General features: G+C 62.4%; 19 protein-coding genes. 11 read left to right on the plus strand and 8 right to left on the minus strand.

The features are described 5' to 3' along the window. Window positions 1–63: 63 nt before the first annotated feature. The gene (locus ACXJKO_RS05295) at window positions 64–603 is read right to left on the minus strand and encodes a GNAT family N-acetyltransferase (protein WP_457090037.1); all 540 of its coding nucleotides are present in this window, start codon (window positions 601–603) and stop codon (window positions 64–66) included. A gap of 9 nt (window positions 604–612) precedes the next feature. Beyond that, a complete protein-coding gene (locus ACXJKO_RS05300) occupies window positions 613–1212 on the minus strand; it encodes a helix-turn-helix domain-containing protein (RefSeq protein ID WP_457090038.1) in 600 nt (199 codons plus the stop codon). 175 nt (window positions 1213–1387) lie between these two features. Between ACXJKO_RS05300 and ACXJKO_RS05305 the strand changes: the two genes are divergently transcribed. Beyond that, the gene (locus tag ACXJKO_RS05305) at window positions 1388–2242 is read left to right on the plus strand and encodes a methionyl-tRNA formyltransferase (RefSeq protein ID WP_457090039.1); all 855 of its coding nucleotides are present in this window, start codon (window positions 1388–1390) and stop codon (window positions 2240–2242) included. 197 nt (window positions 2243–2439) lie between these two features. Here ACXJKO_RS05305 and ACXJKO_RS05310 read toward each other — a convergent pair whose 3' ends face one another. Next, window positions 2440–2889: a flavin reductase family protein gene (locus ACXJKO_RS05310; protein WP_457090040.1), complete on the minus strand. Its 450-nt coding sequence runs from the start codon at window positions 2887–2889 to the stop codon at window positions 2440–2442. 364 nt (window positions 2890–3253) lie between these two features. Here ACXJKO_RS05310 and ACXJKO_RS05315 point away from each other — a divergent pair, with 364 nt between their 5' ends. From ACXJKO_RS05315 to ACXJKO_RS05350, 8 genes are all read left to right on the plus strand, one after another. After that, on the plus strand, window positions 3254–4174 hold the full coding sequence (locus tag ACXJKO_RS05315; RefSeq protein ID WP_457090041.1) for a branched-chain amino acid ABC transporter permease: 921 nt from the start codon (window positions 3254–3256) through the stop codon (window positions 4172–4174). A gap of 14 nt (window positions 4175–4188) precedes the next feature. After that, complete coding sequence (livM, locus tag ACXJKO_RS05320; protein ID WP_457090042.1) at window positions 4189–5601, plus strand: high-affinity branched-chain amino acid ABC transporter permease LivM; 1413 nt, start codon at window positions 4189–4191, stop codon at window positions 5599–5601. Further along, window positions 5601–6443 (plus strand): ABC transporter ATP-binding protein, encoded by an 843-nt coding sequence (locus ACXJKO_RS05325; protein ID WP_457090043.1) that lies wholly within the window; start codon window positions 5601–5603, stop codon window positions 6441–6443. Before livM ends, ACXJKO_RS05325 begins: the two co-directional genes overlap by 1 nt. Beyond that, window positions 6440–7204, plus strand: coding sequence for an ABC transporter ATP-binding protein (locus ACXJKO_RS05330; protein ID WP_457090044.1), 765 nt, complete (start codon window positions 6440–6442; stop codon window positions 7202–7204). Before ACXJKO_RS05325 ends, ACXJKO_RS05330 begins: the two co-directional genes overlap by 4 nt. After that, window positions 7204–7566 (plus strand): DUF6867 family protein, encoded by a 363-nt coding sequence (locus ACXJKO_RS05335; protein ID WP_457090045.1) that lies wholly within the window; start codon window positions 7204–7206, stop codon window positions 7564–7566. Before ACXJKO_RS05330 ends, ACXJKO_RS05335 begins: the two co-directional genes overlap by 1 nt. A 128-nt stretch (window positions 7567–7694) precedes the next feature. Continuing rightward, window positions 7695–8822 carry an ABC transporter substrate-binding protein gene (locus ACXJKO_RS05340; RefSeq protein ID WP_457090046.1) on the plus strand — a complete coding sequence of 376 codons (1128 nt, stop codon included), beginning with the start codon at window positions 7695–7697 and terminating at the stop codon, window positions 8820–8822. A gap of 60 nt (window positions 8823–8882) precedes the next feature. After that, window positions 8883–9320, plus strand: a complete 438-nt coding sequence (locus ACXJKO_RS05345) for an ACT domain-containing protein (RefSeq protein WP_457090047.1) — start codon at window positions 8883–8885, stop codon at window positions 9318–9320. A gap of 57 nt (window positions 9321–9377) precedes the next feature. Further along, window positions 9378–10238: an urea carboxylase-associated family protein gene (locus tag ACXJKO_RS05350; RefSeq protein WP_457090048.1), complete on the plus strand. Its 861-nt coding sequence runs from the start codon at window positions 9378–9380 to the stop codon at window positions 10236–10238. A gap of 3 nt (window positions 10239–10241) precedes the next feature. Here the strand turns inward: ACXJKO_RS05350 and ACXJKO_RS05355 are convergent, their stop codons facing one another. Together ACXJKO_RS05355 and ACXJKO_RS05360 are read right to left on the minus strand one after the other, a co-directional pair. Beyond that, complete coding sequence (locus ACXJKO_RS05355; RefSeq protein WP_457090049.1) at window positions 10242–10709, minus strand: DUF1203 domain-containing protein; 468 nt, start codon at window positions 10707–10709, stop codon at window positions 10242–10244. A gap of 70 nt (window positions 10710–10779) precedes the next feature. Beyond that, on the minus strand, window positions 10780–11508 hold the full coding sequence (locus ACXJKO_RS05360; RefSeq protein ID WP_457090050.1) for a cytochrome c biogenesis CcdA family protein: 729 nt from the start codon (window positions 11506–11508) through the stop codon (window positions 10780–10782). A 94-nt stretch (window positions 11509–11602) separates the two neighbouring features. On the opposite strand from ACXJKO_RS05360, the gene ACXJKO_RS05365 reads away from it, so the two are divergent. Continuing rightward, on the plus strand, window positions 11603–12616 hold the full coding sequence (locus ACXJKO_RS05365) for a P1 family peptidase (protein WP_457090051.1): 1014 nt from the start codon (window positions 11603–11605) through the stop codon (window positions 12614–12616). Between the two features lie 9 nt (window positions 12617–12625). Here the strand turns inward: ACXJKO_RS05365 and ACXJKO_RS05370 are convergent, their stop codons facing one another. The 3 genes from ACXJKO_RS05370 to ACXJKO_RS05380 form a co-directional block, all read right to left on the minus strand. Next, window positions 12626–13750 (minus strand): hypothetical protein, encoded by a 1125-nt coding sequence (locus ACXJKO_RS05370; protein ID WP_457090052.1) that lies wholly within the window; start codon window positions 13748–13750, stop codon window positions 12626–12628. A gap of 258 nt (window positions 13751–14008) precedes the next feature. Beyond that, a complete protein-coding gene (locus ACXJKO_RS05375) occupies window positions 14009–15202 on the minus strand; it encodes a class I SAM-dependent methyltransferase (protein WP_457090053.1) in 1194 nt (397 codons plus the stop codon). Window positions 15203–15217: 15 nt separating this feature from the next. Next, entirely contained in the window at window positions 15218–16459 is a 1242-nt protein-coding gene (locus ACXJKO_RS05380; protein WP_457090054.1) for an NAD(P)/FAD-dependent oxidoreductase, read from the minus strand. A 214-nt stretch (window positions 16460–16673) separates the two neighbouring features. Here ACXJKO_RS05380 and rpe point away from each other — a divergent pair, with 214 nt between their 5' ends. Next, entirely contained in the window at window positions 16674–17345 is a 672-nt protein-coding gene (gene rpe, locus ACXJKO_RS05385; protein ID WP_457090067.1) for a ribulose-phosphate 3-epimerase, read from the plus strand. The last annotated feature ends 20 nt before the right edge of the window (window positions 17346–17365 follow it).

A 17365-nucleotide genomic window follows, 5' to 3' on the forward strand; every position in this document is an offset into this window, starting at 1 on the left:
TGCTCAAGGTCAATTTGTAAGGGCTCGCTCTGGTTCCAGCTTTGAGATCGGGCTAAGTGCCGCTCAGCCGCCAGCGATCTGCTTGTAGAACACCGTCGTCGGGCAAAGGCCTCCTTGCGGCCAGAGCGCATAGTTCGGAATGACGCCGACACTCTTCCAATCGAGGCGCGCGTAGAGGCGCTCGCCATCGCTTCCGGTGACAGTGTCGAGAACGAGCACACTCTTGCCCGCCTCGCGCGCGGCTTCTTCGGCAGCCAACAGCAATGCTGCACCGATGCCGCGCCGGCGCGCCTTGCTGTGCACCAGCATCTTGGAAATGTCGCCGCGATGCGGCTGGTTCTCGGGCTGCTTAAGCACGACCTGCACGGTGCCAATGATCTCGCCGCTCGCCCTGTCTTCGGCGACGAGCAAAATGCGCTCGCCTGCCACGACCGCATCCGCGATTCCCTGCCAGAACGCCCGCGCTTTTTCCTGGGGCATCGGCAGCATGAAACCGACGGATGCGCCGCCTTCAACGCAATCGATCAGCACGGAGGCGAGAGCGCCGACATAGTCGTTTGCTTCGTGAGGCTGGAGCGCGCGGACGACAACGTCATTGTTCATGAATATTCCTCAACGATGCAGGGAGCCGGATGCGCCCCTGTCGGTGGCGAGGGCCACCAGATAGCGGGCGGGCCGATCGGTGGCATTTCGAAAGATCGTGGGGCGGTCGAGATTCATCGACAGGCAATCGCCCGTCGCGAGCTTGTGGAGATCATCTCCCAGCGAGAGCTCGATGCTGCCTTCGATCATCCAGATCTGCTGGCTGACGCCCACTGTGCGATGCGCCGTGTCATAGGCCACCCTTGCACCGGCAGGCAGGATCACTTCAACCAGTTCGATGGGCGATGGAAAGCCGGGAGCGGACAGGCTACGGCGCAGGTATCCGCTTTCGGGATCGCGCCAGACCCGCTGCTCCGCATGCCGCGCCAGAGGCGAAGCCTCGCTTGTCCGCTCGTCGGTGAACAGGGAAGCGAGCGTCGTGCCAAGCCCTCCGGCGAGCTTGTCGAGCACGACGGCGGTCGGGCTGCTCTCGCCGCGCTCTATGAGCGAGATCATGGACCGGCTGACGCCCGTTCGCTCAGCGAGGTGGTCGAGCGTCAGCCCCTGCTCGGTGCGCAGGGCCCGAAGGCGGGCGGCTATATGGGCGTTCAGGTCGGAGGCTTCGTCCATTAAGATAGAATGCATTTCCAATATATTGGAGTCAACAATTGGAACTCGGCTTTTCTGTTCGGATTGAACACCGAGGGCGGTCAGGCATTGACTGGCTCCAGCGAATTGATGGAATGACAGCGAAACCGCCACGCTGGGCGGCGGGATGAACGAAGCGGAGAGGAGATCACCGGCAATGCGTTTTGCCTTCGCCGGAATCGACTTCCTCGGAGACGTCTTCGAGACCTTTCTCAGCAGAGGCTGGAAGCCGGTCAAACTCTTCAGCCGCCCCTGCGACGGCCTCTACGATTTCAACGACGTCACCATCGCGCGCGCCCGTGGCCTCGGCCTGCCGGTCCAGATGACGCGCATCTATCCTTCGGATCTGGCATCGCTGAAGGCGATGGGGTGCGAGGCTCTGGTCGTGGCGGGCTACCCATGGCTCATCAAAGGCTGGGAGCATCACCTGCCCTATGCCCTGAACTTCCACCCCTCCCCGCTGCCGAAGGGGCGCGGCCCTTACCCGCTCTTCCAGGCGATCCTCGATCAGGAAACCCAATGGGGCGTGACGGCTCATGTGATGGAGCCGACTTTCGACACGGGGCCGATCCTCGCTCAGAAGCATTTCAGCATCGGCCCCGACGAAAACCACGATACGCTTTTAGCGAGATGCCAGATGGCCTCGAAAGAGATCGCCGCGCATCTGGCGGACGACCTGCCAAGGATCTGGGCCGAGGCCGCGCCGCAGGGCTCCGGCAGCTATTGGCCCCGGGTCACGCAAGTGCAGCGCACGGTCGATTGGACAGGGGATGTCGATAGCGTGCTGCGCACGATCCGCGCCTTCGGCTCCATCGAGGCCTTCGCGCAGGTCGATTCCCGTTACATCTACCTATGGGATGCGACCGGATGGCGGGAGCTGCATGGGTATCGGCCGGGCACCCTGGTCCATAAGCACCGCAAGCATCTGGTGGTCGCGGCGCAGGACGGGTTTGTTCAGATCAGGGGGTGGAGCTATTATGCTCCGGCGGCGGGATCGCCGAGGGGAACGTAAGGAGTGAGTCCGCCCGTCAACGGCGGCGCTTCAGCAGTTTCCAGGCCTGACGCAGAAGAACGATATTCCTGATAAGCTTGAACATGTTTGATCTCCAAGTGAACCGTGCAAGTGAACCGTGTGATCACTAAGGGCGATTAGCCCTGAAGGTTCCAGGAATGCCTGGATGCTCAACATCTCGTGTGCAAGCGACCAGCTCAAAGCTCGTGATAGAAACGCCCCTGATAGACCAGCGCCGAATGAGGCGCGCCGAGGCGGATTCCGACGATCTCGCCGATGATCACGTGATGGGTGGCGACGATCCGGGCATCGCTCAAGCGGCAATCGAACGAGACGAGGCTCGTGGCAAGCGCGGGCGATCCTGTTTCGAGAACGTCCCACGACCCCGCCGAGAAGCGCTCCTGCCCCTGAAGGCCGGTTCGTCCCGAAAAGATGTCGGCCAGCGCCCGATCCTCGGCGCCCAGGGTATTCACGCAGAAGACGCGGTTGGCGAGCAGCGCCTGCGCCGAGCGGGAAGCGGTGTTGACGCAGACCAGGAGGGAAGCCGGGCTGTCGGTGACGGGCGTGACCGCCGTCGCGGTGAACCCGGCGCGCCCGGAAGGCCCATCCGTCGTCACCACATGGACCGCTCCGGCGACGCGGCTCATGCCCTCCCGGAACTCCAGGGAGTCGGGACTATTCGGGCTGTCTGCGTCGAAAGGAGTATACGGGGGAATGGTCAACATCAGGTTCCGAACAGGCCCTCCAGCTCATCGGAGGGAACACATAAGGGCATATGGCCCTTGAGCGAAGTCTTGGAAAGACGCCGACTTTTTCCGATGCCGCTTATTCCGCCATAGGGTGCCGCCAATTCCATCAACAACCCTTATAGGAATCTTAACATCGCGTTGTCGAACGAAAATCCGTTTGGTACAGACAGGCTTAACTGACGTACCGGCTTGGCGTTGCCTTTGCATCGTGCTTTGCTGTCGTCTCCCAGAAAGACCCGCTTCCAGAGGGCAAGGGTAGGATATGGAAATTTTTGTGCAGCAGCTCATCAACGGGCTGACGCTGGGGTCGATCTACGGCCTCATCGCCATCGGCTATACAATGGTCTTTGGCATCATCGGCATGGTCAACTTCGCCCACGGCGACGTGTTCATGCTCTCCGCGTTCATCGCGCTCATCTTCTTCCTGATCCTGACCACATGGCTCGGGATCTCATCGGTGGTTCTGGCACTCTTCTTCGTGCTCATCATCGCGATGGTGCTCACATCCCTGTGGGGTTGGGCCATCGAGCGCATCGCCTACCGACCCCTGCGCGGATCCTTCCGCCTCGCGCCGCTGATCTCGGCCATCGGCGTTTCGATCTTCCTGTCGAACTTCGTCCAGGTGGCGCAGGGCGCGCGCAACAAGCCCACTCCCCCGATGGTGGGCGACGTGATCGTACTGTTCCAGGGCGAGAGCGGCTACAATGTAGCGATCTCGTATAAGCAGATCATCATCATGGTGGTGACCGCCGTGCTGCTGACGATCTTCTGGTATCTTGTGCAGAAGACTTCGCTCGGCCGCGCCCAGCGCGCCTGCGAGCAGGATCGCAAGATGGCCTCGCTGCTCGGCATCAACGTGGACCGCACGATCTCGCTGACCTTCGTCATCGGCGCGGCGCTGGCCGCGGTCGCGGGCACCATGTACCTGCTCTATTACGGCGTGGTGAGCTTCAACGACGGCTTCGTGCCGGGCGTGAAGGCCTTCACGGCAGCGGTTCTCGGCGGCATCGGCTCCCTGCCGGGGGCGGTTCTCGGCGGCCTGATCATCGGCCTTATCGAAACCTTCTGGTCGGCCTATTTCTCCATCGAGTACAAGGATGTCGCCGCCTTCTCGATCCTGGCCATCGTCTTGATCTTCATGCCCTCCGGCATTCTCGGACGGCCTGAAGTCGAGAAGGTTTAAGGAGCTTGACCACCATGAACGCTCCTTCCATCACCGCAGCAGCCCAGGACCAGCCGGTCACGAGGCGCTTCGACCTGGCAGCCGCCCTCAAGGACTCCTTGAAGACGGCCCTGATCATGCTGGGCCTGTCGATCCCGATCCTGGCCTACAAGACAGATCAGTCCGGCGGCGTTTTGTACCTCACGCCACGCTGGGGCCTCGTTGCGATCATCTGCGCCATCGTGTTCGGCGGACGGCTTCTGCTCCACGCCTTCACGGCATCCCGTTCGTACCGCCAAGCGACCCCAAGCGCCCATCAGGCGACGGAAGCCGTCCATGCGGAGCCAAGCGCCTTCCAGAAGGCCTCGCGCTTCGGCGTGCCCTTCTTCCTCGGCATCGCTCTCGCGTTTCCGGCGCTGGTCTATTTCGTCCAGGGCGGCCTGACGGAATCGCGCTACTGGGTGGATCTGGGCATCCTGATCCTCACCTACGTGATGCTGGGCTGGGGCCTGAACATCGTGGTGGGCCTCGCGGGTCTTCTCGACCTCGGCTATGTAGCCTTCTACGCGGTCGGTGCCTATTCCTACGCGCTCCTCTCGACCACGTTCGGCCTGTCCTTCTGGATCTGCCTGCCGCTCGCCGGCATCCTGGCCGCGTTCTGGGGCATGATCCTCGGCTTCCCGGTGCTGCGCCTGCGAGGCGACTACCTTGCCATCGTGACCCTGGCCTTCGGTGAAATCGTTCGTCTGGTGCTCATTAACTGGGTGGACCTGACCAATGGCGGCGCCGGCATCTCCTCGATCCCGAGAGCGACCTTCTTCGGCTTGCCCTTCACGGCAGGCGAAGGCGGCTTCTCGCAGACCTTCGGGCTCGAGTTCAACCCCATGCACAGGATCATTTTCCTGTACTATCTCATCCTCGTGCTCGCCCTGATTACCAACTTCGTCACCATGCGGCTGCGCAAGCTGCCCGTGGGCCGTGCCTGGGAAGCGCTTCGCGAGGACGAGATCGCCTGCCGCTCGCTCGGCATCAACACCACGAACACCAAGCTGACGGCCTTTGCCATCGGCGCCATGTTCGGCGGCTTCGCGGGCTCGTTCTTCGCGGTCCGTCAGGGCTTCGTCTCCCCGGAAAGCTTCAACTTCCTGGAATCGGCGATCATCCTGGCCATCGTGGTGCTCGGCGGCATGGGCTCGCAGATCGGTGTCGCGATTGCAGCCATCGTGCTGGTCGGTGGCCCTGAAGTCCTGCGTAACCTCACCTTCCTGCAATCGATCTTCGGCTCCGGTTTCGATCCGAACGAATACCGCCTGCTGCTCTTCGGCGTCGGCATGGTGGCGATGATGGTCTGGCGTCCGCGCGGCCTCATCTCGGAACGTGAACCCTCTGTGATCTTGAAAGAGCGCAAAGCCATCTCGGGCTCGCTCGTGAAGGAAGGACACGGCTAATGCGCTGGCTGCAGGATCCCATCCTCGACGTACAGCATCTCACGATGCGCTTCGGCGGCCTTGTCGCCATCAATGACCTCTCGTTCCAGGCCGGGCGCGGCGACATCACCGCGCTCATAGGCCCGAACGGCGCGGGCAAGACGACCGTCTTCAACTGCCTCACCGGCTTCTACAAGCCGACGGAGGGCATGATTGCGTTGCGCAAGCCCGACGGCTCGCACCTCCTGCTGGAGCGGCTGCCTGGCTTCGACATCAACTGGAAGGCCAAGGTCGCCCGCACCTTCCAGAACATCCGCCTGTTCTCCGGCATGACCCTGCTGGAGAACCTGCTGGTGGCGCAGCACAACCCGCTGATGATTTCCTCCGGCTTCACCTTATTCGGCATTCTCGGGCTCGGCAGCTATCGCAAGGCCGAGAAGGAAGCCATCGAGAAGGCGAAGTTCTGGCTGGAGAAGACCCGCCTCATCGATCGGGCCGACCATCCCGCCGGCGACCTTCCCTACGGCGACCAGCGCCGCCTGGAAATCGCCCGCGCCATGTGCACGGATCCGCTCCTGCTCTGCCTCGACGAACCGGCGGCGGGACTGAACCCGCGCGAGTCGCTGGAACTCAACGAGCTGCTGCTGTCGGTGCGCAGGGACCACGGCACGTCGATCATCCTCATCGAGCATGACATGTCGGTGGTGATGGAAATCTCCGATCACGTGGTGGTGCTCGACTACGGCACCAAGATCTCGGACGGCACGCCGAGCGAGGTGAGAAACGATCCCAAGGTCATCGCCGCCTATCTGGGCGTGGCCGACGAGGAAATCGAAAAGGTCGAAGCGGAGATCGGCGCATGACCGCTGGAACAAGCATTCAAGAAGCCGCAATCCAGGCCGGCCGCCAGCCGCTGCTGAGCGTGCGTGGCGTGAAGACCTACTACGGCAACATCATCGCTCTCAAGGGCGTGGACATGGATGTCCACGAAGGCGAGATCGTCACGCTGATCGGCGCCAACGGAGCCGGTAAGTCGACACTGATGATGACGATCTTCGGCAACCCGCGCGCCCGCGAGGGCACCATTACCTATGCGGGCCGCGACATCACCAAGATGCCGACGCACGAGATCGCGCAACTCTCCATCGCGCAATCGCCGGAAGGGCGCCGCATCTTCCCGCGCATGACCGTGTTCGAGAACCTGCAGATGGGCGCGTCCGTCAACGGCATGGCTCATTTCGACCAGGATCTCGAACGGGTCTGCACCCTGTTCCCGCGCCTGAAGGAGCGCCTTCAGCAGCGCGGCGGCACGCTCTCCGGCGGCGAGCAGCAGATGCTTGCCATCGCCCGGGCGCTCATGAGCCGCCCTCGCCTTCTCCTGCTGGACGAGCCGTCCCTCGGTCTCGCCCCGCTCATCGTGAAGCAGATCTTCACGATCATTAAAGAGCTGAACGAGAAGGACGGCATGACGGTCTTCCTCGTGGAGCAGAACGCCTATCATGCCCTCAGGCTCGCCCATCGCGGATACGTGATGGTCACCGGCAACATCACTATGAGCGGCACCGGCAAGGATCTTCTGAACGATCCGCTGGTGCGCTCAGCCTACCTCGAGGGAGGACACTGATGCAGGGCATTCTTTACGAAGAGCCGTCCTTCGGGCTCTTTCTCCTCATCACCGTGATCATGGGGGGCTGGGCCGCGTGGATGACCGGCAGGGCCATGGCTCTCACATGGCGCCACTATTGGAACCTGGTCCTTTACCTGTTCATCCTGGGCGCCGCAGTGCGGTTCATCCACTTCGCCCTGTTCGACGGCACCCTGCTCTCGATCCACTACTACGCCGTCGATACCATCGTGCTGCTGATCATCGGATCGCTCGGATTCCGGTATTACCGGGCCCGCCAGATGACCCGGCAATACCGCTGGCTCTATGAGCGGTCCGGCCCGTTTTCCTGGCGGGAAAAGGCTTCTAGCACAAAGGGCTAAGCTTCATAAATTCCCAGGTGACAGCAGCTTAAAAACAAGCATGATGTAACCCGGCTGGCGGGGAAGCCCCGCCAAACCGGCCCCACGAGGAAGAGGGGCCTATAAAAATCCACCCAGAGGAGTACCTCATGAAAAAAATGCTGTTGACCGGCGTGGCGCTTGGTCTTGGCCTCGCCTTCTCCAGCGCAGCCAGCGCGCAGATCAAGATCGGCGTTGCAGGCCCCATCACCGGCCCGAACGCGGCCTTCGGCGCTCAGCTGAAGAACGGCGTCGAGCAGGCTGTCGAGGACATCAATGCCGCTGGCGGCATTAACGGCCAGAAGCTGCAGATCGTCGTCGGCGACGACGTCTCCGATCCCAAGCAAGGCGTGTCTGTTGCGAACAAGTTCGCTGCTGAAGGCGTGAAATTCGTCGTCGGCCACTTCAACTCCGGCGTCTCCATCCCGGCCTCGCAGGTTTATGAAGAAGCCGGCATCGTCCAGGTGACCCCGGCTTCCACGAACCCGCAGTTCACCGAGCGCGGCATGTGGAACACCTTCCGCACCTGCGGTCGCGACGATCAGCAGGGCCTCGTTGCCGGCGGCTACCTCGCCGACAAGTTCAAGGACAAGAAGGTCGCCGTCGTTCACGATAAGACCCCCTACGGAAAGGGCCTTGCCGACGAGACCCAGAAGGCCATGAACGCCAAGGGCCTGAAGGCAGTCGTGTATGAAGGCGTGAACCCGGGCGAGAAGGACTACTCCGCTCTCGTGTCGAAGCTGAAGCAGGCCGGCGTTGACGTCGTCTACTTCGGTGGCCTCCACACGGAAGCCGGCCTCATCATCCGCCAGATGCGCGACCAGGGCCTGAACGCCCCGCTCATGTCGGGCGACGGCATCGTGTCGGCCGAGTTCACCTCGATTGCCGGCCCGGGCGCCGAAGGCACCTTGATGACCTTCTCGCCGGATCCGCGCAAGAACCCGAACGCGAAGGACGCCGTCGCCAAGTTCAAGGCGAAGAACTACGATCCTGAAGCCTACACCCTCTACTCCTACGCTGCGACCCAGATCCTGGCCGAAGCCGCGAAGCAGGCTGGCGGCACGGATGGCAAGAAGGTCGCCGACATCATGAAGTCGGGCAAGCCCTTCAAGACCGTGATCGGTGACATCTCCTACGACAAGAAGGGCGACATCACCCGTCCGGACTACATCATGTACGTCTGGAAGAAGGGCGCTGATGGCAAGATCGACTACTCCGGCAACGAGATCGGCATGTAATCGATCGGCCTGAAAGCCGAACGAACAAGAGCCCGCCCTGGCAACAGGGCGGGCTTTTTCATGAAGCTCCCCTTTCGCGAAACCTGCATGCCCATGCTCACCCTGTCACTCCTGCCAGAGACCTACGCCATCTGCCGCCTGCCCTCGGGCCAAGCGGTTCAAGCGCCCAAGCCCGGCAGCTTCCGTCTGCTCGTTCACGCGGTCGAGGAGACAACCATCGTCTGCCCTGTCGGCGAGGCTCCGCTCGATGCACAGGTCGATGCGGGATGGCGCTGCTTTCGCATTCTCCAAACCTTCGACTTCAGCGTTCCAGGCATTCTCGCATCCGTCCTGCAACCGCTCGCGAATGCAGGCATCGGCATCTTCGCCACATCCACGTTCAGCACGGATTACGTACTGGTGAAATCAGCCGATCATGAGCGGGCCATGGAGGTTCTGCGCACAGCTGGGCATGAAGTGGAAATCGCGGCGTCAATATTGAAACCCCATTCGCCCTAGCGACTCCCGCACGCTTCTCGATAAGATGCTGGCTCAACGCCATGCGGGAGAGCCAGGATGAAGCTGCAGAAGCCGGAGTACACGGAGCCAAGCGATGCGCAGGCACGGCGCAAGATCGCACCCGTTATCTGTTATCCCGTCGATACTCTCGTGCCGCCGGATCTCGACGCTTATCGCGCCGCGCGCGATGGCTGGGAGAAGGTTGACGAGGTGATCGTTCCGCCTCGCGATGCGCGCTCCTTCACTGTGCCCGCCGGGCATTTCTTCCGCATCGTTTCCGTCGAGGGGCCACAGGTCGGCGATCTCAATCTCTGGGCCGCGAACGACATCAGCGAACGCTTCTTCTCCGGCAAGACGAGGGCGCTGCACGGCACGCATCTCTCCACCGGCGACAGGCTGTGGTCAGCCCTGCCTTACTTAAGGCCCATGGCGACGATCACGCAGGATACGCTCGACTGGTACGGCTTCGACGAATATGGCGGCTCCGTGCATGACGTGATCGGGACGCGGTGCGACCCCTATACGCATCGCCTGCTCTCCGGCGACGATTATCACCATTGCTGCCACTCGAACCTGACGCGCGCCCTCGGCCACCACCTGAAGCGCCCGCTCAAGGAGGTGGAGCCCGCCGTGCATGATGTGCTCAACGTGTTCATGTGCACCGGCTTCACGCGCGACACCGGGCAATATTTCATGAAAGCAAGCCCGGTGCGTCCCGGCGACTTCCTGGAATTCTTCGCGGAGATTGATCTTCTGGGCGCATTGTCCGCATGTCCTGGCGGGGATTGCAGTAGCGAGCATTCARGCGATACGGCCGCGTGCTATCCGCTGCTCGTGGAAATCTACAAGCCGAAAGCCCCGCCGAAGGGATGGGCCTCGCCATCCCGCAACGGCTATAGCGGAACGCATGGCGAGTAAGCGTCACGCACGCTCGATCCGCGCGGCGAAGCATCCACGCCGCGCGAAATGCGCGTCGATATGCATGACATCCGGATTTGAGAAGAACCGCTCGATCAGGTCGAGAACCTGCCCGTTCTCGCCCACCTCCGCATCGACGATCAACGCGTCCGCATCATAGGCGCGAAGCGACAGCAGACGATCTTTCATGATGGGCGCAAGCTCGTTTCTGTAAGCGCCCGTCGCGCCCGCATGACTGACGAAGATCGGGCCGGAGGCGCGATAGGGCGATGTAGCCGTAGATTGGTGAGCATGATTGAGGAGCAGCAACTCCTCCCCCACCGCCACACGCGTGAGAGAAACGCGACACGGATAGGCATCGGCTTCATCGGCAAGAACGCGCTGGGCACCGATGGCTGAAAGCCCCCGCTCATCAAGCGAGAACAAATGCGAAAAGATGTCGGCCTCAAGGCCGCGAATTTGGAATGGCATCGATAGTCTCCGTTGAGACCATCACGATGACGGAGAGAGGGCTGGCGAGCGACCCGATTCCTGTGGCGCCCTAACCCAGCCGCCCCAAGGCCGGAAACGTCTCCAGCAGCCAGAACGACATGTTGGTGATCCAGCCGCTGAGGAAGGCAATGCCTGTCAGGATGAGCAGCACGCCCATGGCCTTCTCGATCACGGCAAAGCGGGAGCGCATGCGCTTTAAAAGAGCCACGAAGGGCTTCATGGCGAAAGCGGCAAGCAGGAAGGGGATGCCGAGGCCGGCCGAATAGGCGGCGAGCAGCATGGCCCCGTAGGACACGCTGTCGTCGGAACCGGCGACGGCCAGGATGGCGGCGAGAACCGGGCCGATGCAAGGCGTCCAGCCGAAAGCGAAGGCGAGGCCCATCACATAGGCGCCCCACAATCCGACCGGCTTCTGCACCGAGAAGCGGGCTTCGCGGTAGAACAGGCCGATCCTGAACACGCCGAGGAAATGCAGGCCCATGATGATGATCGCGACACCCGCGATGGTGCTCAGCACGTCGAGATATTGCCGGATCACCTGACCCAGGGCCGAGGCCGTCGCGCCCAGGAGCACGAAGACCGTGGAGAAGCCCGCCACGAAGAGGAGCGCCGCCAGCATCGCCCTGCGGCGCACGGCCCGGTCATCGCCGGCACTGAGCTGATCGAAGGTCGTGCCCGCCAGGAACGACAGGTAAGGAGGAACCAGCGGGAGCACGCAGGGGCTCAAGAAGCTGATGAGGCCGCCGAGGGCCGCGGCTGGGAGGGAAACGCTGAGCATGGGCCCTTCTATCCCCGAATGGCTTGGCAAGAAAGCTGGTGGAGGCGCTCATCGCCGGCTTGTGAAGTCGGTGCTTTTGCGATTGCTTTAGACCATGACAGCACTCCGCAACCTCATCACCGATGTCGCAGGCCTGCGCGTCGGCAACGCCCATGATGCCGCGCTTGCCTCTGGTGTGACGGCAATCCTGTTCGACGAGCCTGCCGTCGCCTCCTACGCCGTCAATGGCGGAGCGCCGGGCACGCGGGACACTGACCTGCTGGAACCGGACAAGGTCGTGCCCGGGATCAATGGCATCGTCCTCTCCGGCGGCTCGGCCTATGGTCTCGACGCGGCTGGCGGGGTGCAGGCTTATCTCAGGGAAAGGAATATCGGCTTCGCCGTCGGCCCGGCGCTGGTGGCCCTCGTTCCCCAGGCGACCACGTTCGATTTGCTCAACGGCGGCAACAAGGATTGGGGGCGCTATCCGCCCTATCGCGAGCTTGGCTATGAGGCCGCCGAGAATGCCGGTCTCGATTTCGCCCTCGGCACGGCTGGCGGCGGCTACGGGGCTACGACCGTCGATCTGAAGGGAGGCCTCGGCTCGGCAAGCACGGTGACCAGCGCCGGCCATACGGTAGGTGCGCTCGTCGTCGTCAATGCCCTGGCCTCGACCCTGATCGGCGACGGACCGCATTTCTGGGCAGGCACCTATGAGGAAAGCGAGGAGTTTGGCGGCCTGGGGCACCCTCCCCGGATCACCCCCGAGATGCGGAAGCTCAACTGGAAAGGTCGCGCGCAGGGGGCTGCGCCTCCCACCGCCACCACGATTGCATTGATTGCGACCGATGCCATGCTGACCAAGGCGCAAGCCAAGCGGCTTGCCGTCATCTCCCATGACGGCCACGCGAAGGGCCTGCGCTTCGCTCACGCACTTTATGACGGCGATACGATTTTCGCCGCCGCGACGGGCAAGAAGCCTCTGAAGGACGAGGCGGGGGATTTCATCGAGATCGGTGCCCTTGCCGCCGACTGCCTCGCCCGCGCCATCGCGCGCGGCGTCTACGAGGCCACGGCCCTGCCCTTCCCCGGCGCGCAGCCGGCTTGGCGGGACAGGTTCGGCCGATAGGCGTCAGGCTCAGGGCGAGAGTGTAGCCTGCCTTGCGGCAAAGCTGCATTCCGGATCGTCTCCGAGCCGCCGCAGAAAGTTCGCCATGCGGGCTTCCAGCCTGCTGTGCGTGTTACCAAGCGTACGGTCGAGAGTGGCTTGAACGCTCTCGGTCGAGGCGATGAGCGTCGCGGCCAGGCGTGGAGAGGCCGCCGCAAGCAATCTCCCCCAGCGCTGAGCCTCGCTGGCATCGATGGCAAACCGGGTCCGCACCAGGTCCATGAGGCGATTCTCCGGATCAGCCGGTCGGATCATGAGCAATGTGCTCTCACAGCCGAACAGGTCTTGGGCAGCTCCGCGCATCGGGATCAGATAGGCGATCGCCGCCCCCTGCTCCTCTGTGGCCGGGAGAGAAATGGGACCACGCAGCTGATCGAACAGACCGGATGTTATCCGCTCGAGGCTCTCGCTCAAATTGCTTTGCGCGTTTTCATTCGTAAAGACGACTCGACCACCGGCTCTCACATTCACCTGAGAAAGCCGGGCCTCCATGGCCTCATTACAAGCCAGAAGGCGGCCGTTCCGAGTGAGCACCGCAGCAGGAACATCCATAAACTGGAGAGCGGAAACCGTTGATCGGGCCTGCCGCGTTGCGAGCCTTGTAAATAGGAAGGACGCCCGCGCGAGGTGCGACCGGAGGAGATTGAGGTTCGCCTTGCCGTCCCGATTCAAGGTTCCCTGATCATAGCGACGCTCGAAGCGCATGCACACGAGGCCGCCGCCGGGGATTTGCATGATGGCGCCAGAGGACCACCCGCCGCCACGCGGACGATGGAAATCACGGTACATGGGAATTGAATCAACTTCGCCGGGTGCGAAAATATCGGTTTCATCGAAGAACTGAAGGCGCTTGCGCTGGAGGCCGCGCTTGATCCAAGTATTTTGCAAATGCCAGCCATCTTCATACCATTCAGACAGAATGGGCTGGTAGTAATCCGTAGCGAGCCAGGACCGTTCGCCTCTTCCGGTGACGGCAGCTACGAAGCCCCCCTCAGCTCCTGCAATGACAGAAATCCGGTCGAGAACTTGGAGCCATCGCTCAGGAATAACCGCAGCTTCATAGATATCGCTGATCAGCGACCGGTCGCCCCTCAAAATGCGGCCTCCCGTAACGTTGGATTATATCATATACGTTCCAACTCCTCATTCAAGTAGCCTGCCCCTCTAAACGGACAGGAAAACTGTCTTGTAAGGCTTTGCTCTCAGACGCGCTGAAGAGATAGGCAGAGATTTCATCGAGTGATGCTCGCGCCGCTGATTGTCCGGTGCACCATTGAGCAACGTCCACGAGGTTGCCGCCTTGCCCTTCGCGGACACCAGCCGGCTTGGAAGGATAGCTTCGGTAAATAGGCGTCAGAGCTTGCGGAGCCAGAACGAGGCGCCGTGAAGGCCCAGATCCTTCAGCGCTCCCCGACGGACCAGACTGTCGGTGAGCGAACCCAGCTCAGCATCTTGGCTCACGTACCAGCATGGCATCAGCACCTCGAAGGATTGCGCGCCGAACAGAAGTGCGGTTGCGAGCAGGTACTGCTCGTTCCAGAGCCGTGCGAGATGACCTGAAGGATAGTCGAACGGCAGGTAGATATCATGGATATGCACTACGACGCCCGGCTTCAGGCGCGGCAGGATTTCCAGGAAGAAGACCGTGACGTCCGAGTTCTGGAAGGAGCGGTGCGAGCTGTCGAGAAAGAGAATATCGCCGCTTTCGAGCTCGTCGAAGATCTGCGGTGGGCATTGCTCCAGGGGTGCGCGGATCACCCGGTCGCAAATCCGGTCGATGGCGTTGCGCGGCTCCGGATCAATGGAGATGATCTTCGTGCCGAGCTGATAAGCATTCACCGCCTGGCGCGCGAACTTCGTTGACATGCCTGAGCCGATCTCGACGAAAAGGCGCGGGCTCGATGCCTTGAGAAAGCCCTGCAGCGCCATCGCGTCGAGTGGCGGAAACCAGGTGTTGAGCCAGAAGGGTTTCGTCGAGCTGTAGTCGCCCGCTAAAGGAACCGCACCGAATTGCTCGTCCATCGTTCCAAGATGGCGAATGAAGGCAGCATAGCGCTCCCTACCGGATGCGATCAGCGTCTCCAGTTCAGGATGGGCAGGATTACGCCCGCCATAGCGAACCTTGGCCACATAGGGATAATCGACGATCTTGAACGGATGCTCCGCAGCATCCATCGAGAAAGCCTGCTGTTCAAGCGGGCGAACGATCTTGGACGAGCGATCCGGGACCACCTTGTCGAGGACTTTGGCGTAAACGTCCCCCGCCTCATCGGCTTTGCCCGAGCGGTGGAGCGCGACAGCCAGATCCAGCCACATCTGGCTATTTTCAGGGTGCGCCTCCGCCGCTCTGCGGATGAGCGCGCACCCCTCCTCGTTGCGCTTGAGCTTGACGAGGGTCACGCCCAAGAGGTGCAGGGCCTTGGCATGATCGGGATCGACGGAGAGAACCCGCCTGAAGCTCGCTTCCGCCTGATTGAGCCAATGCTCGCGCAGGCGGGCCAACCCCAGCTGAAGCTCGTGAGTGACCCTATCCTCCGATGACGCCATGTCCGAGTTCAGCGCTTAGAACCGATCCGCCCGATAAGGCTTGGGATCGACCACGGTTGCCTCGCCGGTCATCATCTCGGCAAGCAGGCGGCCGGTGACGGGGCCGAGGGTCAGGCCGTGATGGGCGTGGCCGAAGCCGAACCAGAGGTTCTTGTGGCGGGGCGCTGGGCCGATGATCGGCATCATGTCCGGCGTGCAGGGGCGCATGCCCATCCACGGTTCGGGATCGACCCGCTCGCCGAGTGGGAAGAACTCCCGCGCGATGGGCTCGGCGCGGTTGAGCTGGACCGGGGTTTTCGGCGCATCGCGGAGCGCGAATTCCGCACCCGTGGTTAGGCGGATGCCTTTCGACATGGGCGCCAGGAAATAGCCCCGGTCGAAATCCAGTGTCGGGCGGTTGAGCACCGCGTTGCCCTCGGGCTTGTAGTGCATGTGATAGCCGCGCTTGACCGCAAGCGGCAGGTTGTAGCCGAGCTTCGTCGTCACCACGTCGGCCCAGGCGCCGAGCGCCACTACGACGGCGCCGGCTTCCACGGGCCCGTTTTCGGTCTGGACGCGCCAGCCGGTCGGCGTCTGCTCCAGGGTCTTGGCATCGCCCGCCGCCAGTTCGCCGCCGAGGCGCTCGAACAGGCCCACATAGCCCATGGTGAGCATGTGCGGATCGGACACGGAGGCCGGGTCAGTCCAGTGAATGCCGCCCTTGGTCTGCACCTTGAGGTGCGGCTCGAGCTCGGCGACGCCCAGGGTATTCAGAGCGTTGAAGTTCACGCCGAAGTCGCGCTTCACCTCCTCGGCGTCAGTCAGTTCCTGGTCCATGCTCTTCTGGTCACGGAACACCTTCATCCAGCCGGTCGGGCGGATCAGATGCGTGGAGCCCGATTCCTCGGCCAGCACCATATGCTCGGTCACGCTGTGCTCGATGAGCGGCGCATACTGGCGCGCAATCGCCATATGCTGGGCGGGACGCGAATGCATCCAGTACTGCCACAGGAAGGGGGCGAGCTTGGGGATCGCGGCCCAATGATAGGAGGCATCGATGGTGTTGTTCAGGGCATAGCGCAGCAAGGCCCCGAAATCGTGCGGAAAGCCATAAGGGTAGACGCCTTCACGCTGGATCAAGCCCGCATTGCCGAAGGAGGTTTCCTCGCCGGGCTTGCGCTTGTCGATCAGCAACACCGAGCGCCCGCGCTTCTGCAAATGCACGGCGATGGACACGCCGACGATGCCGGCGCCGAGAACAACCACATCCTTACGCATGAAAGTCCTGCCCTGTTATCTGTTGGCCTCCGAGGCCGGAAGCTGGGCGCTGAATGCCCATTGATGGAGCTTTTTACTCCCGATCCCCGAGCTCCGTCCATGCCTATCGGATTTTCGAAGCCGCTCTCCCCAGGCAAGTGGTATCGGATTGGTTCGCGAATGGACGTCGATGCCCCGTTGCCCGCGGGAAAAGCTCGTGCTACCGGCCCTTTTCATGACACGCCCGCTTCTCATTGCTCCCTCGATCCTAGCCTCCGACTTCTCCAAGCTCGGCGAGGAAATCCGCGCCATCGACGCCGCCGGCGCCGACTGGATCCATATCGACGTGATGGATGGGCACTTCGTCCCCAACATCACCATGGGCCCGGACATCGTGAAGGCGATCCGCCCGCACACGAAGAAGCTCTTCGACGTGCACCTGATGATCGCCCCGGTGGACCCCTATCTCGAAGCCTTCGCCAAGGCAGGCGCGGATATCATCAGCATCCATGCGGAAGCAGGCCCCCACCTGCACCGGTCGCTCCAGACCATCCGCAAGCTCGGCAAGAAGGCGGGCATCGTGCTCAATCCGGGCACTCATGAAGCCTCCATAGAGCCCGTGATCGACGAGGTGGACCTCATCCTCCTGATGACGGTCAATCCCGGCTTCGGCGGGCAGGCTTTCATCCCCGCCGTCTGCCCCAAGCTGCGCCGGATCAAGGAAATGGTCGGGGATCGCAACATCGACATCGAGATCGACGGCGGCGTGACCGCCGAAACCGCACCGCTCGTCGCCGAAGCCGGCGCCAACGTACTCGTTGCCGGCTCCGCCACCTTCAAGGGCGGCCCCGCGGCTTATGCGGCGAACATGGCTGCCATTCGCGAGGCGGCCGAGAAGGCGCGTTGAGATCGACGGGCTATCGTGCT

Source organism: Microvirga sp. P5_D2, assembly GCF_054049475.1.